The organism is Pseudomonas sp. 102515 (assembly GCF_031085165.1).
Taxonomy (GTDB): Bacteria; Pseudomonadota; Gammaproteobacteria; order Pseudomonadales; family Pseudomonadaceae; genus Chryseomonas.
The window spans coordinates 1,489,165-1,513,059 of sequence record NZ_JAVHTY010000001.1 but is presented as its reverse complement, the minus strand read 5'-3'; the positions used below and the strand labels follow the sequence as shown (position 1 = coordinate 1,513,059).

Genomic DNA, 23,895 nt, shown 5'->3' with positions numbered 1-23,895 from the left:
ATCCACCACGGACGGCGGGCTGTTATTCGCCCAGGTCCGCCTTGAGACGGCTGCCGGCATAGGCCTGGGCGTCCTTGGCCTTCTGCACCACGGCAGCGGTGCCGAAGAACTCGTGGGTAACGCCCGGATAGACCTTGCGCTCCACCTGGACGCCGGCCTGGCGCAGGGCGGTCTCCAGGAAGCCACCGTCATCACGGAGGGGATCGATCTCGGCATTGACGATGGTCACCGGCGGCAGGCCGGCGAGATCGGCCCGGGTCAGGTCCAGGCGCGGATCCTTGAGGTCGGCGGGCGTACGGGTCACCTGCTCGACGAACCACAGCATCATCGGCCGATTGAGCGGCTTGGCGTCGTCATACTGCTCGTAGGACGGGGTATGGGTGTTGGTCTGGGCCACCGGATAGACCGACAGCACGTGCTTGGGCGCGGTGAGACCGGCCTTGCGTGCCGCCACGGCGGTCGCCACCGCCAGGTTGCCCCCGGCGCTTTCGCCGGCCAGGGCCAGGCGCTGCGGATCGCCATTCAGCGAGCCGGCATGGGTGGTTACCCAGCGATAGGCCGCCAGGGCGTCGTCATGGGCGGCGGGAAACTTGTATTCGGGCGCCTGGCGATAGTCCACCGACACCACGATGGCATTGGCCTGCTTGGCCAGACCGCGGGCGCCACCGTCGTAAACGTTGCGATCGGCGAACACCCAGCCGCCGCCATGGAAATACAGGATGACCGGGAAGGGACCCTGGCCTTCAGGGGTGTAGATACGGGCGGGCAGCACGCCGGCGGCACCGTCGACGGCGCGGTCGACGCTGGTCACGCCGGGCACCAGGGCCTCGGGCTGGGTGGGGCGACCTTCGTCCTGCAGGACGCCCTTGACCGCATCGGCGATGGTAGGCTGCTTGCGGGCCTGCTGGGCGGTGAGTTTTTCCACGGCCTTGGGATCGAAGCTGGCGTACTTGTCGAGCACCTTCTGCATGTCGGCATCGGTACGCGCCATGCTCTTGGCATTGCTGACCGCTTCGGCACCCAGCGAACGTTTTTCCGGATCGCGGGCGCAGCCGGTCAGGGCGAGGCCGGCGCCAACCAGAGCCAGGGCGAGGAGGGTGGGTTTGCTACGCAAGACGGACAGCGGCATGGTGAAAATCCTGTGCGAATTCGAAGGGACTACCTGCAAACCGACATACTTATCGCGCGAGAGGTTCCGGCGAGCCGCCGGCAGGACTCTGGTGATCGTCCTGCTGGGGCTGCCGGGTACCCACGCCTTCGCCGAGCCGGCGGCCTACTGGCGCTGGCGCAGCAACACGGATGGCCAGGAGTTCTGTACCCAGACGCCGCCGGGCGCGGGCTGGGTCCGGGTCGCGGGGCCCTTTCGCGATCTGCAGTGTCGCGAGCCGGGCAACCTGCCCTTGCGCCGCTGGGCCGTACCGCCGCAACAGCGCTTCTAGTTCGAGGTTTCCGCGGCCTTGACCAGGGAGGCGCCGATCTCGCCTTCGTAGCGCTGCCATACCGGCTGCATGGCCTCGCGCCAGCGTGCCCGTTGCTCGGGGGTGAGGGTGATGATCTCGCTGCCGCCCGCGGCGGCGAGGCGTGCGCGATCACGCTGGTTTTCCGCCTCGGATTGCTTCTTCACCTCGAAGGTCACCTGGTCGATGATTTCTTCCAGGGTGCTGCGTATGGCGAAGGGCAGGGTGCGCCAGCGATCGGCCTTGACGATCAGCATGTAGTCCAGGGCGCCGTGATTGCTTTCGGTGAAATAGCGCTGCTGCTGGTCGAGGCGCTGGCTCCAGTAGTTGGACCAGGTGTTCTCGGTGGCATTGACCGTGCCCGTGGTGAGCGCCTGCAGGGTCTGGTTGAAGGGCAGCCTGACCGCCGTGGCGCCGAGTGCTTCGAACTGGCTCTGCAGGACGTCGGAATTCTGGATGCGGAACACCAGCCCCTTGGCATCGCCGGGTTCGCGCAAAGGCTTGCGCGCCGCCAGCTGCTTGAGGCCGTTGGGCCAGTACGCCAGGCCGATGATGCCGGCCGGCTCCAGACTGTGCAGCAGCTGGCGACCACTGGGTCGGGCCTGGAAATGATCGAGGGCCGCGCGACTCTCGAAGAGGAAGGGCAGGTCGAACAGCTTGAGCTTGGGGCTGAGGTCGGTGAGCTTGCTGATCGCCGGTGCCAGGATGTCGACCTTGCCGTCCTGTAGCGCCTGGAGTTCGTTGGCATCGGTGAAGGCCGTGCCGCTCGGCATCACCTCCAGCTGGACCTGCCCGGCGAGGCGCTGCGCCACCAGTTGCTGGAACAGCTGAGCGCCCTTGCCCTTGGGGGTCTCCGGTGCCACCACATGGGAAAACCTCAGGGTGATGACCTCAGCGTAGGTGGACGTCATGGGCAGGGCAGCGGAGAGCAGGGCGCAAAGGCCCAGGATCGACGGTTTCATGGCAGGTCCTAGTGGTTATTCTTGGAATCCTTATAGGCGTACTTTACCAGTGCGACGTCAGGTCGCAGGGCCTGTGGGAAGGCGTTGGCTGCCGTTTGGCGGATCACCGGGAGAATCGGCATCACGCTGGCGTTCCAACGTCCACACCCATGAGAAGGATGCGTCCATGAATACCGCTCAAACCGTTCGTCTGCCCGATGGCACTACCGTTCCGGCGCTGGGCCAGGGTACCTGGCGCATGGGCGAGAACGCCGACCTGCATCGCCAGGAGGTCAGCGCCCTGCGCCAGGGCCTGGACCTGGGGCTCACCCTGATCGACACCGCCGAGATGTATGGCGAAGGCCGCGCCGAGGAACTGGTGGGCGAGGCCATCGCCGGGCGGCGGGACGAGGTCTTCCTGGTGAGCAAGTTCTATCCCAAGAACGCCACCGAAGCGGGGGTGCCCCTGGCTTGCGAGCGCAGCCTGAAGCGCCTGGGCGCCGATGTCATCGACCTCTATCTGCTGCACTGGCGCGGCCAGGTGCCGCTGATCGAGACGGTCATGGCGCTGGAGAAGCTGCGCGACGAAGGCAAGATCCGCCACTGGGGCGTGTCCAACCTCGACACCAGCGACATGCTCGAATTGAACGACGATCGCTGCAGCGCCAACCAGGTGCTCTACAACCTGGCGCAGCGCGGCATCGAGCACGACCTGTTGCCCTGGTGCCAGCGTCAGCAGATGCCGCTGATGGCCTATTGTCCGCTGGGGCAGGGCGGTGATCTGTTGCGACACCCGACTCTGGCTACCCTGGCCGAACGGCATCAGGCCACCCCGGCGCAGATCGCCCTGGCCTGGGTGCTGCGGCAGCCGGGTGTGATCGCCATTCCCAAGGCAGGCGATGCCGGACATCTCGAAGAGAACGCGCGGGCCCTGGATCTGCGGTTGAGCGAAGAAGACTTCGCCTTGCTCGACGGTGCCTTCCCGCCACCGCAAAGCAAGACGCCGCTGGCGATCATCTAGCCGCCGCGGATCAGCCGGCGCAGGGGAAAGCGAGTGGGGTGGCAGGCTTCGGCCACCCGTCGTGCCACCGGCAGGGGTTCGTCTTCCAGCCAGGCCGCCAGCAGTTCGGCGGCCAGCGGAGTGGTGATCAGGCCGCGCGAGCCGTGCGCCAGATTCACATAGAGCCCCGTACGCCAGGGCGCCGCCTGCTCCGGTACCTGGCGGGCATCGTAGGCCAGCGCCTGGTACTGCTGGGCGAAGGCGGCTTCATCCACGACCGGGCCGACCAGGGGCAGGTAGTCCGGCGAAGTACAGCGAAAGGCCACCCGACCTGCCAGCGTTTCGGCCTCGTAGCCGGCCGCCAGTGTCGGCGACAGTTCGGCGAGCAAGTGCAGATTGCTCTGGTGTTCCGCCTGGCTGGGTTCGGTATCGTCCCGGTCGAAGACGAAGCTGGCGCCCAGGCAATGCCGACCTTCCCGCGCCGGGGCGAGATAGCCCTCGCCGCAGACCACGGTCGCCAGCGCCTGGCTGTCCGGGGTTTCCGGCAGCGCGGACAATTGCCCACGGATCGCCTTGAGTGGCAGCTCAGGTAGCAGCGTCCTGGCCTGGGCGGCGCTAGCCACCACGACCACCGTCGCCGCCAGCGGCGCACCCTGGGTGCTGGCCTGCCAGCCGTGCTCGGTTTGCTGCAGGGCGGTCACCTCGGTATGGGTGACCAGCTCGATATTCGGATGGGTCAGCCAGTGGGCGCACAGGGCGGGCGGATGCACCCAGCCCCCTTCCGGAAAGAACAGGCCGCCTGCCGTCAGACCGATTCCGGCCCTGGTGCTGGCGGCTGCGCTATCCAGCGGCCGCAGCAGATCGGCGGGGAAGTGCGCCGCCAATTGTGCCTGCCGCTGGGCGTCCTTGTCCGTCAGCGCCAGTTGCAGCACCCCGCAGGGTGACCAGGCAGCGCCCGTTGGCAGGGCCTGCAATTCGCGCAGGGTCAGGCCGAAGCCATCGAGGATCAGCCGACTTAGCGGGGTGTCATGGGCCGACAGCTTGAGATAGAGCACGCCCTGGGGATTGCCGGAGGCTTCCCGGGCAGGGGCACCATGGCGCTCGACGACCCTGACCTGCCAGCCGCGGCGGGCAAGACTGGCGGCGGTGGCGCATCCGGCGAGACCGGCGCCTATGACCAGTGCCGTGCGCGGCCCCTGGGGGTGCGGTGGCCGAGCATACCAGGGCACCTGGGGCGGGGTGACGGGGCGTTCCAGGACGCCGGCCAGCATCTCCCGCTTGTGGCCGAAACCGGGCACCTTGGCCATGGCGAAGCCCGCCGCATTGAGGCCACGACGGACGAAACCGGCGCAGGTGAAGGTTGCCAGGGTGGTGCCGGCATGGGACAGCCGCGCCAGTTCGGCGAACAGCGCGGGCGTCCACATCTCGGGATTCTTGGCCGGGGCGAAGCCATCCAGGAACCAGGCGTCGCAACGGGCATCCAGCTCGGGCAGGCGCTCCAGCACATCGCCGATGAGCAAGGTGAGGGTAATGCGCCCGTCACCCAGGATCAGCCGCTGGAAGCCCGGATGGATGGCCTGGTACTGCCGCTGCAGCGCCGCGCTGTAGGGGGCCAGTTCCGGCCAGAGGGTCAGTGCCTGGGCGAGATCGGCAGCGGTCAGCGGAAAGCGCTCGACGCTGACGAAATGCAGGCGTGCAGCCCTGGGCGCCAGGGCGTCGAACAGTTGCCAGGCGCAGAGGAAGTTGAGGCCGGTGCCAAAGCCCGTCTCGCCGATGGTGAAGACCTCTCCAGCGGTCAACGCGGCGAAGCGGTCGGCCAGGCGATTCTGCTGCAGAAAGACGTAGCGCGTCTCTTCCAAACCACTGGCGCGGGAAAAGTAGACATCGCCATAGGCGCGGGAGAGGGGTTGCCCGGAGGCGTCCCAGTCGAGCTGGGCGTGCTGGAAGTCGGTCATGAGCGGCGCGGCCTGGAATTCAGGGCGCGCAGTCTAATGGATCAGGGGCAGCCGGTCAGACGTTGCTGACGGATTGGCGCATCAGTCCCTGGGCGGTTTGCAGCCGCTCGACATAGCGATCGATCTGGTTGAGGGCTTCTTCGCGGCTGAAGAAGGGGCCCTCCAGGGTACCCTCGCGGGTGGTGAAGAAGAATTGACCGTTGACCACGCTGACGCGCTCGCTACGGAAATGGGTGCTGGCACCCGGGTCGTCATTGCGTTTGCCGAACATGGGAATCTCCTCCTCGTCTTGCCAACAGACCATGCCCAGCGCCGCGGGTTGCCCCGTTCGGCCGAATTGCGGTCCGTCTGTCTTCCTTAGGTGTAGCACCCTAGCGGGCGCTACGCCTGGGCGGAAAAAGCGCGACGAAATTGTGAGGATGATCACGCGGCGCGTGACGGTGTGGTCAGGGTATGGCCCTGAACGGGTTAGCTTTCGCGTTATAACCACAGCGTGATCCGATCTTTCCCGCCCGCTCTGGCGGGCGGCATAGTGCCGCTATCCCTACCTGCATCAGGAGAACTGCCAATGACCATCCGTCTGGGCGACATCGCCCCCGATTTCGAACAGGAGTCCAGCCTGGGTCGCATCCGCTTCCATGAGTGGCTGGGCGACAGCTGGGGCGTGCTCTTCTCCCATCCGGCCGACTTCACTCCGGTCTGCACCACCGAACTGGGCCTCACCGCCAAGCTCAAGGACGAATTCGCCAAGCGCGACGCCAAGGTGATCGCCCTCTCGGTAGACGGTCTGGAATCGCACCAGGGTTGGATCAAGGACATCGAGGAAACCCAGGCCACCGCCGTGGGCTTTCCGATCCTGGCCGATGCCGATCGCAGCGTCTCGACCCTCTACGACATGATCCACCCCAATGCCAACGACACCCTCACCGTGCGCTCGCTGTTCATCATCGATCCGCAAAAGAAGGTGCGGCTGTCGATCACCTATCCGGCCAGCACCGGGCGCAACTTCGACGAGATCCTGCGGGTGATCGATTCCCTGCAGCTCACCGATAATCACAAGGTGGCGACTCCGGGCAACTGGAAGGATGGCGACGACGTGGTCATCGTGCCGTCACTCAAGGACGAGGAAGAAATCAAGCGGCGTTTCCCCAAGGGCTACACCGCGGTGAAACCCTACCTGCGCCTGACGCCCCAACCCAATCGCTGAAATCTCCTGCGACAACCAGACCCCGGCCCAGGCTGGGGTTTTGTTTTTCTGGTTATAAACAAGTGCCTAAAGGGTATTTTTAGGGAATAAACACCCGCTGCTAAGGTCCGCTCATTCCTTTTTCGAGCGGCGCGACACCGCTCTTTTTTCTTCAGGAGACGGCGATGCAGGTGGTGACTTTGGCAGGCAGTCCGGCAGCGCGGTCGCGCTCCAGCGGGGTGCTGGATCTGGCAGCGAACTGGCTGCAGGGGCGCGGCGTGGAACTGTCCCGCTGGCGCATCCAGGACTTTCCCGCCGCCGACCTCATCGGCGCCCGTTTCGACAGCCCGCCGGTGGTGGAACTGATCGCCCAGCTGAAGGCCGCCGATGGCCTGGTGATCGCCACCCCGGTGTACAAGGCCTCTCTGGCCGGTGCCCTCAAGACCCTGCTCGACCTGCTGCCCGAACGCGCCCTGACCCACAAGGTGGTGCTGCCCCTGGCGACCGCCGGCTCCAGCGGTCACCTGCTGGCCATCGACTACGCGCTGAAGCCGGTGCTCTCGGCGCTCAAGGCCCAGGAAATCCTCAACGGCGTCTTCGCCGATGACAGCCAGGTCAGCTACACCGAGACCGGGGTCGCCCTGACCCCGGCGCTGGAGCAGCGCCTGCACGAGTCCCTCGAACAATTCCACGCGGCTCTGGTGCGACGTCCCCAACCCCTGACTCCCGAGCTCCTCGCCGATCGCATCGGCCAGGCGCGTTGGGGCATCTGACCAGGAGCGTTAGTCATGCAGTTCTCCTTCACGCGTTCGCTGCTCGCCGTTTCCCTGCTGACCCTGGCCGCTGGCCTGGTCCAGGCGGAAGAGACGGTGCGTATCGGTTACCAGAAGTACGGCACCCTGATCACCCTCAAGGCCCGCGGCACACTGGAGCAGCGCCTGGCCAAGGACGGCGTCAAGGTGCAGTGGACCGAATTCCCCGGTGGCCCGCAGCTGCTGGAAGGCCTCAACGTCGGCAGCATCGACTTCGGCGTGACCGGGGAGACGCCGCCGGTGTTCGCCCAGGCCGCCGGGGCCGATCTGGTCTACGTGGCCCACGAACCGCCCGCGCCCACCAGCGAGGCCATCCTGGTGCCCAGGGATTCGCCGATCCGCTCGCTGGCCGATCTCAAGGGCAAGAAAATCGCCCTGAACAAGGGCTCCAACGTCCACTACCTGCTGGTGCAAGCGCTGGCCAAGGCCGGCATCCCCTATAAGGACATCCAGCCCGTGTACCTGCCGCCCGCCGATGCCCGTGCCGCCTTCGAGCGCGGCGCGGTGGACGCCTGGGTGATCTGGGATCCCTACCAGGCCGCCGCCGAGACCCAGTTGCAGGCACGCACCCTGACGGATGCCACGGGCCTTGCCGACAACCACCAGTTCTATCTGGCCACCCGCAGCTTCGCCAACGCCCATCCCGGGCAGGTCGGCGCCATCGTCGACGAGGTGCGCTCGGTGGGTGAGTGGGCCAAGGCCCACCCGGACCAGGTCGCCGCCCAGGTGGCGCCGTTGCTGAACCTGCCGCTGGAAACCGCCGAGCGGGTGGTCAAGCGCCAGGGCTATGGCGCCCGGTTCATCAGTCCCGAGGTGACCGCGCAGCAGCAGAAGATCGCCGACGCCTTCACCGCCCTCAAGTTGATTCCCAAGCCGCTGGTCATCCGCGACGTGGTGTGGACGCCGCCCGCCAGTCTGCAGACCGCTGCCGCCAAACCCTGATTTCGCCCGCTGGAGAAAGTCCCATGAGTCTCGATATCTTCTGGTTCCTGCCGACCCACGGCGACGGCCACTACCTGGGTACCGCCGAAGGCGCCCGCGCGGTCGACCACGGCTACCTGACCCAGGTCGCCCAGGCTGCCGACCGCCTGGGCTTCGGCGGGGTGCTGATCCCCACCGGCCGCAGTTGCGAGGATTCCTGGCTGGTGGCCGCCTCGCTGATCCCGGTCACCCAGAAACTCAAGTTCCTGGTGGCCCTGCGTCCCGGGATCATCTCGCCCACGGTAGCGGCACGGCAGGCGGCCACCCTGGATCGCCTGTCCGGCGGCCGGGCGCTGTTCAACCTGGTCACCGGCGGCGATCCGGACGAACTGGCCGGTGACGGCCTGCACCTGTCCCACAGCGAAAGATACGAAGCCTCGGTGGAGTTCACCCGTATCTGGCGCCGCGTGCTGGAAGGCGAGACGGTGGACTACGACGGCAAGCACATCCAGGTGAAGGGCGCCAAGCTGCTCTATCCACCGCTGCAGCAACCGCGCCCGCCGCTGTACTTCGGCGGCTCCTCTGATGCCGCCCAGGACCTGGCGGCCGAGCAGGTGGAGCTCTACCTGACCTGGGGCGAACCCCTGGACGCGGTACGCGAGAAGATCGAGGCGGTCAAGGCCAAGGCGGCCGCCCAGGGCCGCACGGTGCGTTTCGGCATCCGCCTGCACGTGATCGTCCGCGAGACCAATGAAGAGGCGTGGAAGGCCGCCGACCGGCTGATCGCCAACCTGGACGATGCCACCATCGAAAAGGCCCAGGCCGCCTTCGCCCGTTTCGACTCGGTCGGCCAGCAGCGCATGGCCGCCTTGCACGGGGGCCGTCGCGACAACCTGGAGATCGCTCCCAACCTCTGGGCCGGTGTCGGCCTGGTGCGTGGCGGTGCCGGGACCGCCCTGGTCGGCGACGGTCCCACCGTGGCCGCGCGGGTCAAGGAATATGCCGCCCTGGGCATCGATACCTTCATCTTCTCCGGCTATCCGCACCTGGAGGAATCCTATCGGGTGGCCGAACTGCTGTTCCCGCACCTGCCGGTCAAGCGGCCGACCCAGGTGGAAGGCGCCAACTACGTGAGTCCCTTCGGCGAGATGGTGGCCAACGACATCCTGCCGCAGAAAGCGGCGCAGAGCTGAGGGAGGCGGGCATGAACAGCACGACCGAACGTCAACTGCAGCGCCTGGCGCCCTGGGTGGTGCCGGTGGCCCTGATCGTCGCCTGGCAGCTGGCGGTCAGCAGCGGCCTGCTGTCCAGCCGCATCCTGCCGTCGCCGGCGGCGGTGCTGGCAGCGGGCTGGAGCCTGGTCAAGAGCGGTGAGCTCTGGCAACACCTGGCCATCAGCGGCTGGCGCGCCGGCATCGGCTTCGCCATCGGCGGCGGCATCGGCCTGGTGCTGGGCTTCATCACCGGATTGTCGAAATGGGGCGAGCGCCTGCTCGACAGCACCCTGCAGATGGTGCGCAACGTGCCGCACCTGGCGCTGATCCCGCTGGTGATCCTCTGGTTCGGCATCGACGAGTCGGCCAAATTGTTCCTGGTGGCCCTGGGGGTGTTCTTCCCCATCTACCTCAATACCTACCACGGCATCCGCAACGTCGATCCGGCGCTGGTGGAGATGGCCCGCAGCTACGGCCTCTCCGGGGCGCGGCTGTTCTGGCACGTGGTGCTGCCGGGCGCCTTGCCGGCCATCCTGGTGGGGGTGCGCTTCGCCCTCGGCCTGATGTGGCTGACGCTGATCGTCGCCGAGACCATTTCCGCCAGCTCCGGTATCGGCTACCTGGCGATGAATGCCCGGGAATTCCTGCAAACCGACATCGTGGTGCTGGCCATCCTGCTCTACGCCGTACTCGGCAAGCTGGCGGATCTCGCCGCCCGCGGCCTGGAACGTGCCTGGCTGCGCTGGCACCCGGCCTATCAGAAGGGAGCCCACGCATGACCAGTCTGCAAGCCGTTCCGCCGCTCTCGCGCGGCATCGCCCTGAACCTGCACCAGGTGGTCAAGACCTTTGGCGAGCGCACCGTGCTCCATGGGATCGATCTGGAGATCCCGGCCGGCCAGTTCGTCGCCGTGGTGGGCCGCAGTGGCTGCGGCAAGAGCACCCTGCTGCGCCTGGTGGCCGGTCTCGACCGTGCCAGCGGCGGCACCCTGCTGGGGCAGGACGAACCCCTGGCGGAGCACCGCGAAGACACCCGGCTGATGTTCCAGGACGCGCGCCTGCTGCCCTGGAAACGCATCATCGACAACGTCGGCCTGGGCCTCAGGGGCGACTGGAAGCCCCGCGCCCTGGAAGCCCTGGCGGCGGTCGGCCTGGCCGATCGCGCCCACGAATGGCCCTCGGCGCTCTCCGGCGGCCAGAAGCAGCGTGTGGCCCTGGCCCGCGCCCTGATCCATCAACCGCGCCTGCTGCTGCTGGACGAACCGCTGGGCGCCCTGGACGCCCTGACCCGCATCGAGATGCAGCAACTCATCGAAGGCCTCTGGCAGCGTCATGGCTTCACCGTGCTGCTGGTCACCCATGACGTGGGCGAGGCAGTGGCCCTGGCCGACCGCGTGGTGCTCATCGAAGACGGCCATGTCGGCCTGGATCTCGACGTCGACCTGGCGCGTCCCCGGGCCGCCGGCGATGCCCAGCTGGCCCGCCTGGAGGCCGAGGTACTGGCCCGGGTGCTGCAGCAGCCGCTCAATCCCGATCTACCCGAAATCGTGCAACCCCTGCCCACGCAACTGCGCTGGGCCTACTGATCGTCCATCCAAGGAGTTCTGCCATGACCATCAAGGCCATCAACGTTCGCAACCAGTTCAAGGGCACCATCAAGGAAATCATCGAGGGCTCGGTGCTCTCCGAGATCGACGTCCAGACCGCCGCCGGCATCGTCACCTCCGTTATCACCACCCGCTCGGTCAAGGAGCTGGAGCTGGTGGTGGGCAGCGAGGTGATCGCCTTCGTCAAATCCACCGAGGTGTCCATCGCCAAGCTGTGATGCGGCCCTGGTAGTGAGGAAACCCGCCCTGGTGGCGGGTTTTTTGTTGGGCGTTGGGTTGTTGGGCTTCACTGGCGCTCAGCCCAACCTACGCCCTGCCACGATTCTGCAACCTGCATCGGTTCCAATGCCGCCTTTGCCCGGAGGAACAGGGGTGCGGCGACAAAGGGGGGTGGCGCTGCTGATGGCGCTCTGGGCGCTGGCGCTGGTGGCGGCGCTGTTGCCGGTGCTGTTGGCCGAGGGCCGCGCCGAACTGCAACGGGCGCGGCTGCTGGAGCACGAGACCCTGGCGCGGACGCTGGCGGCGGGAACCGAACAGGTGGTCGCGCAGGGCCTGGTGCAGGTTGGGGCACGCCAGCGCCCCGAGTTCTGGCAGAGCCTGAGAGGCGAGGTGCTGGCCTATGAGGTGGAAGGTGCCAAGGTCCGTGCCCAGCTGCGCGATCTGCGTGGCTGCTTCAACGTCAATGCCCTGGCCGGTCCGGAACGTGACCTGGCGCTACGGCAATTGAAACAGCTGCTGGCGCAGCGACCTGGTGGGCTGGGCGAGCCGGGCCTGACGGCCCAGGGCTTCGCCGAACGCCTCGCCGACTGGATCGATGCCGACGGCGAGACCCGCGAATTCGGCCTGGAGACCCCTGACGCCCTGCGCCTGGCGCCGCCGGTGCTGGTGCCCAATCTGCCGCTGGCCGAGATAGGCGAGTTGGATCTCGTGGTACCCACGCGATCCGGTCGGCATCTGCAACTGCGCGAACTCTGCGCGCTGCCGGAAACCGCGGGCTGGCGACTCAATGCCAATGCCGTGGGGATGAGCCAGCTGCCGCTGCTGGAAGCGCTGTTTCTCGACGAGGTGCCGCGGGAGACCCTGCAGCTGCTGATCACCGCGCGGCCGGCCCAGGGCTACGCCACTGTCGAGGCCCTGCGCCAGGCCTTGCCGGGGGTAGGGGAGGAGACCTTCAGCCTGCTGACCCAACGACTGATCCTCAACAGCGGCGACTTCCTGCTCGGGGTCGAGGTGAATCGCGATGGCCAGGTCTTTCGCCAGGTACGGCAGCTGGCCGCCCAGGGCGTGAGTCGCTGGCACGCGGCGGTGCCGGCGCAGCGGGTGCGCTGGCTGGCCACGCGAGACACCACCCTCTGGGTCCCCGGACCGGACGGGGCGGAGGCGTTGCAGTAGGGCGCGATAAACCAGGGATTGATCTGTGCTGCAGAGCCGTAGCGCGGAAAACGGCGCAGCCTTTTCCGCGCGCAGGTAGAACAGGCTGGCGCTGCTGGCCAATCCACGCGACGGCTTTCGAGTCCGCTGCAAAGCAGAGGGCTCCCACGGTCGTGGCCGACCGGGGAGCCCGGTCGTCCCGGACTCGATCAGACGCCGATGGGGCCGCCGTCGAGCTTCTGGATCACCACGGTGGAGGCGCGGGGGCGCACCTTGGTGCCGGCCGGGGTGGCCTCGGTGGCGACGTCGCTGAAGGGCCAGTTGTCCGGGTGCTGAACGTTGATGAACATGGTCGTCAGGTCCGGCGTCCAGGTGATGCCGGTGATCTCGCAGCCGTTGGGGCCGACCAGGAAGCGGCGCAGGGCGGTCTGGTTGGTGGCCGAGAGGGCGACCTGCTTGCCACTGCCGTCCACCACCTGGGCCGGGATGACCGCCAGCAACTGGTCGTTGGTGTACTCGGCGACGGCGTTGTCGCTGTTGTCGGTCTCGATCCAGAGGATGCCGCGGCTGTCGAAGGCCAGGCCGTCGGGACTGGCGAACTGGTTGAGTTCGGTCAGGCCGGAGCGGTTGATGTCGGGCGCCGCGCCGGCGTCCGCGCCGAAGACGAAGATGTCCCAAGTGAAGTCGGTCTGGTTGCTGTCGTCCTTCCAACGCACGATGTGGCCGTTGACGTTGGGCACCCGCGGGTTGGCGGCATTGGCGGCGGTACGCGCGGAGTTGTTGGTGAGGGTGACGTAGACCTCGCCGGTGAAGGGGTTGACCGTGGTCCACTCCGGGCGGTCCATGGGGGTCGCGCCCACTGCGTCGGCGGCGCCGCGGGTGTTGAGGATGATGCCGGCCAGGTCGCCGTAGAGGGCGCCCAGGGTACGGCCATCCTTGGTCGGCGCATTGACCGTCAGCGGCAGCCACTTGCCGTTGCCACCATCGTCGAAGCGGGCGACGTAGAGGGTGCCGTTGTCCAGGTACTTGGCCCCGATGGCCAGGCGATTGGCCGAATTGGCATCGGCCGGATCCCAGGTGGCGGCGGAGACGAACTTGTAGATGTATTCGTTGCGCGAGTCATCGCCCATGTAGAACGCCAGCGGCTGGCCAGCGACCGGAATGCCGTAGGCCGAGCCCTCGTGGCGGAAGCGACCCATGGCGGTGCGCTTGGTGGCCGGCGCGGCGCTGTCGTAGGGATCGATCTCGACGATGTAGCCGTAGCCGCTGGCTTCGTTGCGGAAGTCCTGGTTCGCGCTGGCGCCCGTGGGGGTCAGGTCGAAGCGGCGGAATTCGTTGTCCACCTCGCTGGCATCACCCGCTGGCGTCTCCCAGCCATAGTTGCTCTTGTTGGTGATGCCGATGCGTTTCTGGTCGACCGGCAGGGTGCCCTTGTTGACGAAGATGCCCGGCCAGTTCTCTTCGCAGGTGAGGTAGGTGCCCCAGGGGGTGAAGCCGTTGCCACAGTTGTTGTTGGTACCGCGGGTACGGGTGCCGTCGGGGGAATAGGGGGTGATCAGGTTGGCGTTGCCGCGCAGCGGGCCGGCGACTTCCATGGGCGTAGCGCTGGTGAAGCGGCGGTTCAGCGCGTCGTTGGTCACCACCTGCCAGATGCCGTTGACCTTGCGGATGCGGATCACCGCCGCCCCGTGGGCGTTGATCTCCTTGCGCACTTCCTCGGCGGGGCGCTTGCCGTGGGTGGTGGTGGTCGGGCCGTTGGGGTGCAGCACCTTCTGGTCGATGTATTCGTAGTTGATGGCCAACAGGCCGTCGCTGCTGGAGTTGTTCAGCGGGAAGAAGTGCATGCCGTCGTGGTGCATGCCAGCCGCATTGGCCTGGTCGGTGGAGGTATTGCTGCCATCGCTGCGCCAGGCATTGGCCAGGTTGTTCAGCGGGGTACCCCAGGGCGCCAGGGTGCGGGCGCTGTAGCCGGAAGCCAGGACGATGGCATCGAGACGGGCGCCACGGATGGATTCGAAACCAAGCTTGAGCTGCGGCGCCGGAGTCGGCTGGCTGGGAGCCGGATCATCGTTCGAGCCGCCACCGCCGTCGAAGCAGGCGGTCAGCCCCCCGCCGGCGATCATGGCGATGGCAGCGCCCAGGCCGCCCTTCATGACGCTGCGGCGCGACAGGTAACGGTCGACGACGGCGTCCAGCGGTTCGTTGCCGCTTTCATTGCGGTTACGGTCGTCGCTCGTGAAAGTGCTCATGCGCAAAGCTTCCTTGGTTGATCACGGGAGCGGCGACTGTAGGAAGCCTCTGTGATGGTCTGGTGACCGAAAGGTTACAGCCGGGCATTTCCCGGCGGCCACCTGTAACCGTTTGTAACTGGTTGTTTTGTCATGAATTTGTAGCTTTCCGACGCCTAGGATGCCGCCCTCTCTAGCGCGCAAGGCAGACATCGGATGGGCAACTGGGCACGACGCCAATTCTTGGGTTGGCTCGCCGCGGGCGCCACGGCGCCCCTGCTGGGCGGCTGTGCCCGTGGCTTTTCCGCCAGCCCGGTCGACGCCGATCTGCAATTGCTCTATGTGGCCGACACCCTGGATGCCCGCGAACCCGGCTGGCCGGTGGTGCCGCGGGTGCGCCTCGGTCCGGCGGGCCGCATCGGTGTCGCGCCCTGGCGTACCGGGGCCGACGCGGCCCGTCTCGCCCCGGCGCTGGCGCCGCTGCTGGATGCCGGGCGTGGCGATGGCCAACGCTACGGTGGCTATGCCGCCCTGGCCTGCCAGCTGATCCAATTGCGTACCCGCCAGGGCGCGACCCGCAGCCTCACCCTGGAAAATGGTCAGTGCTGGAACGGCAGCGGCCTGACCCAGCTCACCCGTGGCGAGGCCGGGGTCGACGGCAGCCAGCTGCTGGGCAGCGAGGTCCGGGTCAGCAGCGACGAACGCCTGCTCTGGCCCGACCGCAGCACCGCCCTCTATCGCCGCTACGGTCGTCCGGTACTGGGCGCCACCCTTACCGAGGCGCAGCGCACCGCCCTGGGCGTCGCCCCCTTCACCCTGATCGAGCGGGAGGGCGTGCGCATCGCCCTGGTCGGCGTGACCGATCCCTATGCCAGCGATCAGCAAGCGCCTCTGGCCGACTGGTATGCCCGCCTGCGTCCGGTGCTGGCCGAGGCACGGGACAGAGCCGATCTGCTGGTGGTACTGGCCGATGTCGGCAGTGGGCCGGGGTTGTGGCTGGCGGAGCGGCTGGAGGACGCGGACCTGCTGCTCTGCGCCCGCGGCCAGGATCTTTGGCCGGAGCTGATTCCGGTGATGCGCGGCAGCGGTCGTCCGCTGCCGGTGTGCCTGCCCGGTGCTCGCGGGGTTGGCATCTTCGAGATCCACTGCCGAGGTGGGCGCGACGGATGGCACCTGGACGCGGCCTTCCATCCGGTGCAGGCCGAACGCGTCCCTGATCGTGCCCTGCTGGAAAGCTACCAGCGCCAACTGGCGGTAGCCCGCGCGCCCCATGCCGGCTGGCTCGACCAGCGCCTGGCCCGGGCGCCGGTGGATCTCTGGCGCCGCGACCTGCTTGGTGGCAGCTGGGACGCCCTGATCGCCGCGGCCCTGGGCGGTGGCGATGCCCAACCGGTGCTCCTGCCCGGGCTGAGATACGACCTGCCGCTGCGGAGGGGCGACTGGATCACCCGCGAGCACCTGATCACCCTCTGTGGCGGCCACGAGGCCACGGTGCTGGACCTGCCCACCTCGGCCGACGGCCTGCGCACTCTGCTGGAGGAGGCCGCCGACAATCGCTTCGGCGAACCCCTGCTGCTGGACAACAGCCAGGATCTGCCGCGGCTGATGGGTGCCCAGTGGAGCTGCCGCTACGGCGCGCCGCGCGGCCAGCGCATCGGACCGGTGCAGGTGCCGCTGGGCGTGTCCTTCACCTGTCGCACCTTCGCCCTGGGGCGCGAGCTCGGCGCCGGCGAGGCGCTCTGGCAGCGTCTGGAAACCTATCTGCGCGCCCGTCCCGCCGACTGGGGCGTGGCACCCTTGCCGCTGCCACGCCTGGAGTTCGTCGAAGGCCACCCGGGCTGGCATCCGCTGGCTGCCGTGCGGCAGCGGCTGGAGCGGCTGGCCTGATGGCGCGGTTGCTCAGCCATCCCCTGGCGCTGCGGTTGCTGACCTTGCTGTGGCTGGGCATCGCCGCCTGGCTGGCGGCGCGGGTGGTCTGCGATCTGCGCCTGCTGTGGCTGCCGACGCCCGCACCCAGCGTCCACAGCGAGCCGTCACCCGCCACAGATCTGCTGGCCGGCCACTGGCGCGCCGCCAGCCAGGCGGCACCCAGCACCCTGCCGATCCAGTGGGTCGGGGCGATCAAGGCGGTGCCCATCGACGGCTCCGTGGTGGTCCTGCGCCACGGCGATCGTCAGATGTCCCTGGTCCTGGGCGACAGCCTGGCGCCTGGCTTGGTGCTGACCGCCATCGACGCCCAAGGCCTGGTCTTCAGCCGGGCCGGCCGCGAGGAGCGGCTGCCGTGGCCTGCGCCGCGTGAGCTGGTGGGCCTCGCGGCCAGCGGTACGGCCAAGCCGGCTGCAGTCAAGGCGCCGCCCCTGCCAGTGGCGGAGGAGGGCGACCTGGCCAGCCTGCTTCGCCGCATTCGCGCCACCCCCGTGCGCGAGCACGGCGAGCTGACCGGCTACCGCCTGCAACCCGGCGCCGAGCCGGCCTTCTTCAGTGGCCTGGGCCTGGAGCCCGGCGACGTCCTGCGCCGGGTCGACGCCGTCCCCGTGGCCGATACCCGCGCGCTCCTGCAACGCCTGCCGTACTGGCGCGCCACCGGCGCCCTGACCCTGGAACTGGAACGTCAGGGCCGCGCCCTGGCCCTACCCGTGAGACTGTCCCTGTGAAGAAACGCAGCTATTGCGGCCTGCTCCTCGCCTTCTGGCTGCTCGTCGCCCAGGCCGAACAACGCTTCGAGGTCAATTTCGAGAACACCGAGATCGACCTGTTCATCGAGAGCGTAGGGCGTATCACCGGCACCAACTTCGTCATCGATCCCCGGGTGCGCGGCACCCTGACGGTACGCAGCGCCCAGCCTCTGGCCGCCGACGAGGTCTATGCCCTGGCCCTGGCCCAGTTGCGCGCCAACGGCTACGCCGCGGTGGAGCTGGACGACGGCAGCGTGAAAGTCCTGCCCGAGCAGGCGGCCCGGGCCGAACCCCTGCCGGTGGAGGTGGACGACGGTGCCCCGGCCAAGCCCGGTGCCGGCGATACCGTGGCGACCCGGGTATTCGCTGTGCGCGGCGGCAATCTCGAACAACTGCTGGGCATCGTCCGCCCGCTGATGGACGCCCGGGTCGGGGTCGCCACGCCCTATCCCGCCAGCAACCTGCTGGTGGTGACCGACTGGCGCAGCAACCTCAGCCGCATTGGCCAGTTGCTGGCGCGGCTGGATCGCGGTCGCGACGAGCCGGTGGAAATGATCGCCCTGCGCCACGCCCAGGCGCGCGACACCGCACCCCTGGTGGAGCGCCTGCTGGCCAGTCGCGGCCAGGCTGGTGGCGGGGTCCAGGTCCTGGCCGACGCGCGCAGCAATGCCCTCATGGTGCGTGGGGACGAAGCCGTGCGCCGCCAGGTGCGTCGGCTGGCGGCCGAGCTGGACGTCTCCCGCGATGCGGCCAGCGACACCGAGGTGGTCTACCTGCACCATGCCAAGGCCGGCGAGGTGGTCAAGGTGCTGCGTGGGCTGAGCGGCGAGGTCATCCAGGAGGCGCGGGTGGAGATCCCCGTGGCGGTGCCCGTTGGTAATACCACCCCTATAGAGGGTGGCGGGGAAGGGGAAAACTCCTCTGCCAAGGCGGGCGGCGGGGCCTTGGCGGCAGGGGCGCCCGGCATCCGCCTGGAAGCGGACATGGGCACCAATTCCATCGTGCTGATCGGCCCGCCGCGGGAGCTGGCCGGCTACAAGCGCATCATCAGCCAGCTGGACATCCGCCGTGCCCAGGTGGTGGTGGAGGCGATCATCGCCGAGATCACCGACACCAAGGCCAACCAGCTCGGTGTCCAGTGGCTGTTCCTCGACCGCAATGGCAACCTGCCGGCAGGAGGCGTCAACTTCACCAATGGCACGCCCATCAACGGCATCGCTGCCGCCGCGGCCAATGGCGACACCAGTGCCCTGGGCAGTCTGCTCTCGGGCATGCAGGGCATCTCCGCCGGCGTCGGACGCCTCGGTGGCAGCGGGCTGAACTTCGTCACCCTGTTGCAGGCCATGCGCAGCGAGAGCGGCTTCAACCTGCTGTCGACACCGACCTTGCTGACCCTGGACAACGCCGAGGCCTCCATCATGGTCGGCCAGGAGGTGCCCTTCGTCACCGGTTCGGTGACCAGCAACAACGCCAATCCCTACCAGACCATCGAGCGTCGCGAGGTGGGGGTGAAGCTGCGCCTCAAGCCGCAGATCAACGAAGGCGACACCGTGCGCATGGAGATCGTCCAGGAGGTCTCGTCGCTGGCCGACAACGTCCGCGCCAGCGACGTGGTCACCAACAAGCGCGAGATCAAGACCACGGTGATGGTGGAAGACAACGGCCTCATCGTCCTCGGTGGCCTGATCAGCAACGAAGGTAACGACAGCGACCAGCGGGTGCCGCTGCTGGGCGACGTGCCGGTGCTGGGCAATCTCTTCAAGTCCCGTACCCGCTCCAGCACCAAGCAGAATCTGGTGGTGTTCATCCGCCCGCGGATCCTGCGCGATCCGGCGCTGGTGCAGCAGATCAGCGAGGACAAGTACCGCGGCATGCGCGCCGCCGCCCCGGCTGCGGCCTTGCCGGCTACGCCGCCGGGCACGCGCGGCGCGCCCAGCTTGCAGAGTCTCTATCCCTCGGCGCGGGCGCGCCTGGACGGACTCTGATGACCCCGACGCTGCCCTATCGCCTGGCCCGCCAGGCCGGCATCGCCCTGGCCGCCCAGTCCGACGGCTATCGGCTGCTGTGCCGCCTGGATGCGGACCTGGCGCTGCTGCAGGAGGTGCAGCGCCGCCACGGTCCGCCGCAAACCTGCGAATGGCTCCCGCGCGAGGTCTTCGAGCAGCGCCTGGGTCCGCTCTACGAAGCCGGGCAGGCCAGCACCGAAGCTTTGGTGGAAGGCCTCGGCGAGACCGTCGACCTGGCCGGCCTGATGGAGGAATTGCCACGGGTCGAGGACCTGCTCGACAGCGCTGGCGAGGCGCCGGTGATCCGGCTGATCAACGCCCTGTTCGCCGAGGCCCTGCGCCTGGACGCCTCCGACCTGCACGTGGAGACCTTCGAGCAGGCGCTGGTGGTGCGGGTACGGGTGGATGGAGTGCTGCGCGAGCTGCTGCGCCCGCCGCGGGCACTGTCGGCCATGCTGGTGTCGCGGATCAAGGTCATGGCGCGGCTGGACATCGCCGAGAAGCGCCAGCCCCAGGACGGCCGCATCACCCTGAGAGCCAGCGGTCGCGATGTCGACATCCGCGTCTCGACCCTGCCTGGCGTCCATGGCGAGCGGGTGGTCATGCGGATCCTCGACAAGCAGGCCAGCCTGCTGGAACTCTCGCGTCTCGGCCTGCCGCCGGCCCTCGACGTCGGCCTGCGCGGCGCGCTGGCCCAGCCCAACGGCATCCTGCTGGTGACCGGGCCCACCGGCTCGGGCAAGACCACCACCCTCTATGCCAGCCTGGGGCTGCTCAACGAGGGCAGCCGCAGCATCCTCACCGTGGAGGACCCGGTGGAGTACGCCTTGCCCGGCATCGGCCAGACCCCGGTCAATCCGCGCGCCGGCCTGACCTTCGCCAGCGGCCTGAGGGCCATCCTGCGCCAGGATCCGGACGTGATCATGATCGGCGAGATCCGCGACGTGGAGACCGCCGGCATCGCCGTGCAGGCCAGCCTCACCGGCCACCTGGTGCTCTCCACCCTGCATACCAACAGCGCCCTGGGCGCCATCACCCGGCTGCGTGACATGGGGGTGGAACCCTTCCTGCTGGCGTCGAGCCTCAAGGGCGTGCTGGCCCAACGGCTGGTGCGGCGGCTGTGCGGCTGCGCCACCTGGCGTCCGGTGCGGGCGGCCGAGCGGGCGCTGCTGCCGGGGCTGGCCGGGCTCGAACGGCTGCGCGAGCCCCAGGGCTGCGCGGAGTGCAACGGCAGCGGCTATCGCGGTCGCCTGGGGCTCTATGAATTCGTCGCACTGGACGCCGAGCTGGCCGAGCTCATCTATCGCGGTGCCGGCGAAGGCGAGATGGCACGGCTGCTGGAAGGCCGCCGCGCCACCCTGGCCGAGAGCGCCCTGGAGCGCCTGGCGGCAGGCGAGACCAGCCTGGCGGAGGTGCTGCGTGCGGTGCACCAGTAAGGTCCTCGGCGGAGCGCTGCGCTGATGCCGGCCTACCGCTACCTGGCGCTGGATGGCGAGGGACGGCGCCAGCGCGATGTCATCCAGGCCGAGAGCGAGCGTCATGCCCGCCAGCTGCTGCGCGAGCGCGGCCTCTTTCCCCGCGCCTTGCAGGCGGCCGCTCCGGCGCGGGGCGTGCGCAGTCGCGCCGCGCGGCTGGATGCCAACAGCCGCACCGACTTCACCCGCCAGCTGGCGACCCTGGTGGGTGCTGCCATTCCCCTGGCCGACGCCCTGCAGATGCTGGAGCGCCAGAGTCGCCAGGCGGCGCTCAAGGCGCTGCTGCTGGATCTGCTGGGCCAGGTACGCGAAGGCTACACCCTGGCCGACAGCCTCGGTCGCCATCCCGGCACCTTCGATCCGCTGTACCTGACCCTGGTGGCCGCTGGCGAGCGTGCCGGACGCCTGGGGCCGGTGCTGGAGCGCCTGGCCGACTATCTCGAACGGGTGCAGCGCCAGCGCCACAAGGCGCGTACCGCGCTCATCTATCCCCTGGCGCTGGCCTTGGTATCCGTCGCGGTGGTGGCGGGCCTGATGACCTTCGTGGTGCCCAAGCTCACCGAGCAGTTCATCCACAGTGGCCTGCAACTGCCGTGGATCACCCGCGTCCTGGTGGCCGTCAGCGACGGTCTGCTGGTCTTCGGGCCCTGGTCGCTGGGCCTGGTATTGCTGGCCGGCTTCGGTCTGCGGCGCCTCCTGCGCCAGGTCGAGTGGCGGCGGCGCTGGCATCGCCAATTGCTGTGCCTGCCCCGCCTGGGCGAGTTGCTGCGTACCCTCGACAGCGCGCGCCTGACCCGTAGCCTGGCGATCCTGGTCGGCAGCGGCATCCCGGTGCTCGAAGGCCTGCAGGTCAGTCGCGCCACCCTGGGCAATCAGGTCCTGCGCGATGCCCTGGAAGCCGCCATCGAACAGGTCACCGCCGGCACGGGCCTGGGCCGAGCGCTGGATCGCACCGCGGTGTTTCCGCCGCTGCTGGTGAACATGGTCGCCAGCGGCGAGGCCAGCGGCACCCTCGACGCCATGCTGGAACGGGTCGCCGATGCCCAGGAGCGGGATTTCAACCAGCAGGTGGACCTGGCCCTGGCGCTGTTCGAGCCGGCGCTGATCCTCATCCTCGGCGGGGTGGTGCTGGCCATCGTCCTCGCCATCCTGCTGCCCATCATGCAGCTCAACCAGGCGCTCAACCTCTGATGCACCCCAAGGAGACTTTCGCGATGCGTTCTCACGCCGTAGCCGCCCGCCAGGCCGGCTTCACCCTCATCGAGATCATGGTGGTGATCTTCATCATTGGCCTGCTGGTGGCCATCGTCGCGCCCAACGTGCTGGACAACCAGGACAAGGCCATGCAGCAGAAGGCCCGCGCCGATCTGGCCAGCCTGGAGCAGGCACTGGACATGTATCGCCTGGACAACTTGCGCTATCCCACCGCCGAGCAAGGCCTCGCCGCCCTGGTGAGCAAGCCGACCCAGGCTCCGGAGCCGCGCAACTATCGCGCCGACGGCTATATCCGCCGCCTGCCGGAAGATCCCTGGGGCGCTGCCTATCGCTATCGCATTCCGGGCGAGCATGGGCGGGTGGATCTCTACTCGCTCGGCGCCGACGGTCGCGAAGGCGGCGAGGGCAGTGACGCCGACATCGGCAACTGGACCCTCTGAGCTGCCATGCCGGGGCGCCTGAGCGGCTTCACCTTGCTGGAGCTGATGGTCGTGCTCTTGATCGTCGGGCTACTGACCACCGTGGGCGTGGCGCGCCTGGGTGGTGGCAGTCCCGCCGGGCAGTGGCGATTGGAAAGCCTGGCGAGCGACTTCCAGCTGGCACGGGACAGCGCCCGCCGCAGCGGACGCATCCTCGGCTGGCAGGCCGACGCCACCGGCTTTCGCTATCTGGCGCTGGTGGCCGATGCCCGCGGCCCACGCTGGCAGCCCCTGGCCAGCGCCGATCTGCCGGACGGGCACTGGCCCTCGGGACTGCGCCTGGCCGAACCGGCCAGCGCGCAGCCGCGCCTGATCTGGTGGCCGAACGGCGATACCCGTGCTCAGCGCCTCGCCTTCGCCGAAGAGGAGCGGCAGTGGCTGCTGGTGGTGGACGCGCGCGGTCGCGCCTCGGTGGAACGGCCATGAAACAGACCGGCTTCACCCTGCTGGAGGTGCTGGTGGCCCTGGCCATCGTCGCCTTCATGGCCGTGGGTGTCAGCCAGGTGATCGGCCAGCGGCTGGACATCGCCGGCGTCGCCCAGTCCCGCGAACGGGCCCAGCTCTGCGCCCGGGAACTCCAGGCCCGCTGGCAGGTGGAAGGCCTGGCGGCCGGCCAGGGCGAACTGAGCCAGGGGGGCGAGCGCTGTTACTGGCGTCTGGAGGGCACAGGCGGGCCCCTGGGCGGGCAACGGCTGACGCTCTATGCCGATGCCGCCCTTAGTCGCGCGCTGGGCAGCTGGCCGATCCATGCCGGAGCCCAACCATGAGGAGCCAGGCGGGCATGACCCTGATCGAGGTGCTGCTGGCCATCGCCCTCACGGCGCTGCTCGCCGTGCTGCTCGGCGGGCTGGTCAATCTCTGGCTCGACGCCCGTGGCCGGCTGGCTGCACGGGTGTCGACCGATGCGCTGGTGCTCGACCTCTGCGGCCTGCTGGATCGCCGCCTAGGAGGGCTGGTCCTGCGACCGCTGCAGGAGCACCGCCTGCCGCTGCACAACGCCCTGCTGGACTGGCGCCCCGACGAGAACCGGCTGGACTGGGTCGCCCTGGATGCCCTGCCGCTGGGCATCGACCAGGGCGCCGGTCGCCTGCGCCGCCAACGGCTGGAATGGGATGCCGCCCAGGAACGGTTGCGACTGTGGCGCAGCGCCGAGCTGGATGCGGTGGATGCCCCGGTCTGGCAACCGGTGCTCGACCAGCCAGGCGTCGAGCGCCTGCAACTGGAATTCCACGGCGACGGGCGCTGGCTCGCCTATCCGCCCCAGACCGAGCCCGCCAATGGGGTACGGCTGACCTTTACCCTCCAGGGTGCCGGCTATGTCTGCACCTTCGCCCTGCCTCAGACAGGTTGACCC

24 protein-coding genes are annotated in these 23,895 nt (G+C 68.5%); 19 read left to right on the top strand and 5 right to left on the bottom strand.

Annotation, left to right across the window (positions count from 1 at the left end; translation table 11 throughout):
- Nucleotides 1-22: 22 nt before the first annotated feature.
- Nucleotides 23-1,129, bottom strand: coding sequence for an alpha/beta hydrolase (locus RCF34_RS06960; protein WP_308707484.1), 1,107 nt, complete (start codon nucleotides 1,127-1,129; stop codon nucleotides 23-25).
- 91 nt (nucleotides 1,130-1,220) lie between these two features.
- On the opposite strand from RCF34_RS06960, the gene RCF34_RS06955 reads away from it, so the two are divergent.
- Nucleotides 1,221-1,439: a hypothetical protein gene (locus tag RCF34_RS06955; RefSeq protein ID WP_374941147.1), complete on the top strand. Its 219-nt coding sequence runs from the start codon at nucleotides 1,221-1,223 to the stop codon at nucleotides 1,437-1,439.
- Here RCF34_RS06955 and RCF34_RS06950 read toward each other — a convergent pair.
- Nucleotides 1,436-2,419, bottom strand: a complete 984-nt coding sequence (locus tag RCF34_RS06950) for a DctP family TRAP transporter solute-binding subunit (RefSeq protein ID WP_308707483.1) — start codon at nucleotides 2,417-2,419, stop codon at nucleotides 1,436-1,438. The two genes, RCF34_RS06955 and RCF34_RS06950, sit on opposite strands and share 4 nt — an antisense overlap.
- Before the next feature lie 166 nt (nucleotides 2,420-2,585).
- Here RCF34_RS06950 and RCF34_RS06945 point away from each other — a divergent pair, with 166 nt between their 5' ends.
- Nucleotides 2,586-3,419 (top strand): aldo/keto reductase, encoded by an 834-nt coding sequence (locus RCF34_RS06945; RefSeq protein WP_308707482.1) that lies wholly within the window; start codon nucleotides 2,586-2,588, stop codon nucleotides 3,417-3,419.
- Here RCF34_RS06945 and mnmC read toward each other — a convergent pair.
- Entirely contained in the window at nucleotides 3,416-5,353 is a 1,938-nt protein-coding gene (gene mnmC / locus RCF34_RS06940) for a bifunctional tRNA (5-methylaminomethyl-2-thiouridine)(34)-methyltransferase MnmD/FAD-dependent 5-carboxymethylaminomethyl-2-thiouridine(34) oxidoreductase MnmC (RefSeq protein ID WP_308707481.1), read from the bottom strand. The genes RCF34_RS06945 and mnmC overlap by 4 nt on opposite strands.
- Before the next feature lie 55 nt (nucleotides 5,354-5,408).
- The gene (locus RCF34_RS06935; RefSeq protein WP_059315913.1) at nucleotides 5,409-5,624 is read right to left on the bottom strand and encodes a DUF6316 family protein; all 216 of its coding nucleotides are present in this window, start codon (nucleotides 5,622-5,624) and stop codon (nucleotides 5,409-5,411) included.
- Nucleotides 5,625-5,921: 297 nt separating this feature from the next.
- On the opposite strand from RCF34_RS06935, the gene RCF34_RS06930 reads away from it, so the two are divergent.
- The 8 genes from RCF34_RS06930 to gspK all read left to right on the top strand — a co-directional run bounded on the left by RCF34_RS06930 (nucleotide 5,922) and on the right by gspK (nucleotide 12,484).
- Nucleotides 5,922-6,560, top strand: a complete 639-nt coding sequence (locus tag RCF34_RS06930; protein ID WP_308707480.1) for a peroxiredoxin — start codon at nucleotides 5,922-5,924, stop codon at nucleotides 6,558-6,560.
- Between the two features lie 164 nt (nucleotides 6,561-6,724).
- The gene (gene ssuE, locus RCF34_RS06925; protein ID WP_308707479.1) at nucleotides 6,725-7,312 is read left to right on the top strand and encodes an NADPH-dependent FMN reductase; all 588 of its coding nucleotides are present in this window, start codon (nucleotides 6,725-6,727) and stop codon (nucleotides 7,310-7,312) included.
- Between the two features lie 15 nt (nucleotides 7,313-7,327).
- On the top strand, nucleotides 7,328-8,293 hold the full coding sequence (locus RCF34_RS06920; protein WP_308707478.1) for a sulfonate ABC transporter substrate-binding protein: 966 nt from the start codon (nucleotides 7,328-7,330) through the stop codon (nucleotides 8,291-8,293).
- A 23-nt stretch (nucleotides 8,294-8,316) separates the two neighbouring features.
- The gene (gene ssuD / locus RCF34_RS06915) at nucleotides 8,317-9,465 is read left to right on the top strand and encodes an FMNH2-dependent alkanesulfonate monooxygenase (RefSeq protein ID WP_064309466.1); all 1,149 of its coding nucleotides are present in this window, start codon (nucleotides 8,317-8,319) and stop codon (nucleotides 9,463-9,465) included.
- Between the two features lie 11 nt (nucleotides 9,466-9,476).
- Complete coding sequence (ssuC, locus tag RCF34_RS06910) at nucleotides 9,477-10,265, top strand: aliphatic sulfonate ABC transporter permease SsuC (protein ID WP_308707477.1); 789 nt, start codon at nucleotides 9,477-9,479, stop codon at nucleotides 10,263-10,265.
- Nucleotides 10,262-11,071 carry an aliphatic sulfonates ABC transporter ATP-binding protein gene (ssuB, locus tag RCF34_RS06905; RefSeq protein WP_308707476.1) on the top strand — a complete coding sequence of 270 codons (810 nt, stop codon included), beginning with the start codon at nucleotides 10,262-10,264 and terminating at the stop codon, nucleotides 11,069-11,071. Before ssuC ends, ssuB begins: the two co-directional genes overlap by 4 nt.
- Nucleotides 11,072-11,094: 23 nt before the next feature.
- A complete protein-coding gene (locus RCF34_RS06900; RefSeq protein ID WP_010795839.1) occupies nucleotides 11,095-11,310 on the top strand; it encodes a molybdopterin-binding protein in 216 nt (71 codons plus the stop codon).
- 154 nt (nucleotides 11,311-11,464) lie between these two features.
- Nucleotides 11,465-12,484, top strand: a complete 1,020-nt coding sequence (gspK, locus tag RCF34_RS06895; protein WP_308707475.1) for a type II secretion system minor pseudopilin GspK — start codon at nucleotides 11,465-11,467, stop codon at nucleotides 12,482-12,484.
- A 188-nt stretch (nucleotides 12,485-12,672) separates the two neighbouring features.
- Here gspK and RCF34_RS06890 read toward each other — a convergent pair whose 3' ends face one another.
- Nucleotides 12,673-14,712 carry a PhoX family phosphatase gene (locus tag RCF34_RS06890; RefSeq protein WP_308707474.1) on the bottom strand — a complete coding sequence of 680 codons (2,040 nt, stop codon included), beginning with the start codon at nucleotides 14,710-14,712 and terminating at the stop codon, nucleotides 12,673-12,675.
- A 195-nt stretch (nucleotides 14,713-14,907) separates the two neighbouring features.
- Between RCF34_RS06890 and RCF34_RS06885 the strand changes: the two genes are divergently transcribed.
- From RCF34_RS06885 to RCF34_RS06845, 9 genes are read left to right on the top strand one after another with little or no spacing between them, the layout of a single operon-like run.
- On the top strand, nucleotides 14,908-16,578 hold the full coding sequence (locus RCF34_RS06885; protein ID WP_308707473.1) for a lipoprotein UxpA: 1,671 nt from the start codon (nucleotides 14,908-14,910) through the stop codon (nucleotides 16,576-16,578).
- Entirely contained in the window at nucleotides 16,578-17,345 is a 768-nt protein-coding gene (locus tag RCF34_RS06880; protein WP_308707472.1) for a hypothetical protein, read from the top strand. The genes RCF34_RS06885 and RCF34_RS06880 overlap by 1 nt, the downstream gene beginning before the upstream one ends.
- Nucleotides 17,342-19,351, top strand: coding sequence for a type II secretion system secretin GspD (gene gspD / locus RCF34_RS06875; RefSeq protein WP_308707471.1), 2,010 nt, complete (start codon nucleotides 17,342-17,344; stop codon nucleotides 19,349-19,351). Before RCF34_RS06880 ends, gspD begins: the two co-directional genes overlap by 4 nt.
- Nucleotides 19,351-20,808 carry an ATPase, T2SS/T4P/T4SS family gene (locus RCF34_RS06870; RefSeq protein WP_308707470.1) on the top strand — a complete coding sequence of 486 codons (1,458 nt, stop codon included), beginning with the start codon at nucleotides 19,351-19,353 and terminating at the stop codon, nucleotides 20,806-20,808. The genes gspD and RCF34_RS06870 overlap by 1 nt, the downstream gene beginning before the upstream one ends.
- A gap of 24 nt (nucleotides 20,809-20,832) precedes the next feature.
- The gene (gene gspF / locus RCF34_RS06865) at nucleotides 20,833-22,038 is read left to right on the top strand and encodes a type II secretion system inner membrane protein GspF (protein WP_308707469.1); all 1,206 of its coding nucleotides are present in this window, start codon (nucleotides 20,833-20,835) and stop codon (nucleotides 22,036-22,038) included.
- A gap of 23 nt (nucleotides 22,039-22,061) precedes the next feature.
- Nucleotides 22,062-22,502, top strand: a complete 441-nt coding sequence (gene gspG, locus RCF34_RS06860) for a type II secretion system major pseudopilin GspG (RefSeq protein WP_308707468.1) — start codon at nucleotides 22,062-22,064, stop codon at nucleotides 22,500-22,502.
- Between the two features lie 6 nt (nucleotides 22,503-22,508).
- Nucleotides 22,509-22,967, top strand: a complete 459-nt coding sequence (locus RCF34_RS06855; RefSeq protein WP_308707467.1) for a GspH/FimT family pseudopilin — start codon at nucleotides 22,509-22,511, stop codon at nucleotides 22,965-22,967.
- On the top strand, nucleotides 22,964-23,308 hold the full coding sequence (locus RCF34_RS06850; RefSeq protein ID WP_308707466.1) for a prepilin-type N-terminal cleavage/methylation domain-containing protein: 345 nt from the start codon (nucleotides 22,964-22,966) through the stop codon (nucleotides 23,306-23,308). The genes RCF34_RS06855 and RCF34_RS06850 overlap by 4 nt, the downstream gene beginning before the upstream one ends.
- The gene (locus RCF34_RS06845; protein WP_308707465.1) at nucleotides 23,305-23,892 is read left to right on the top strand and encodes a prepilin-type N-terminal cleavage/methylation domain-containing protein; all 588 of its coding nucleotides are present in this window, start codon (nucleotides 23,305-23,307) and stop codon (nucleotides 23,890-23,892) included. The genes RCF34_RS06850 and RCF34_RS06845 overlap by 4 nt, the downstream gene beginning before the upstream one ends.
- Nucleotides 23,893-23,895: the final 3 nt, after the last annotated feature.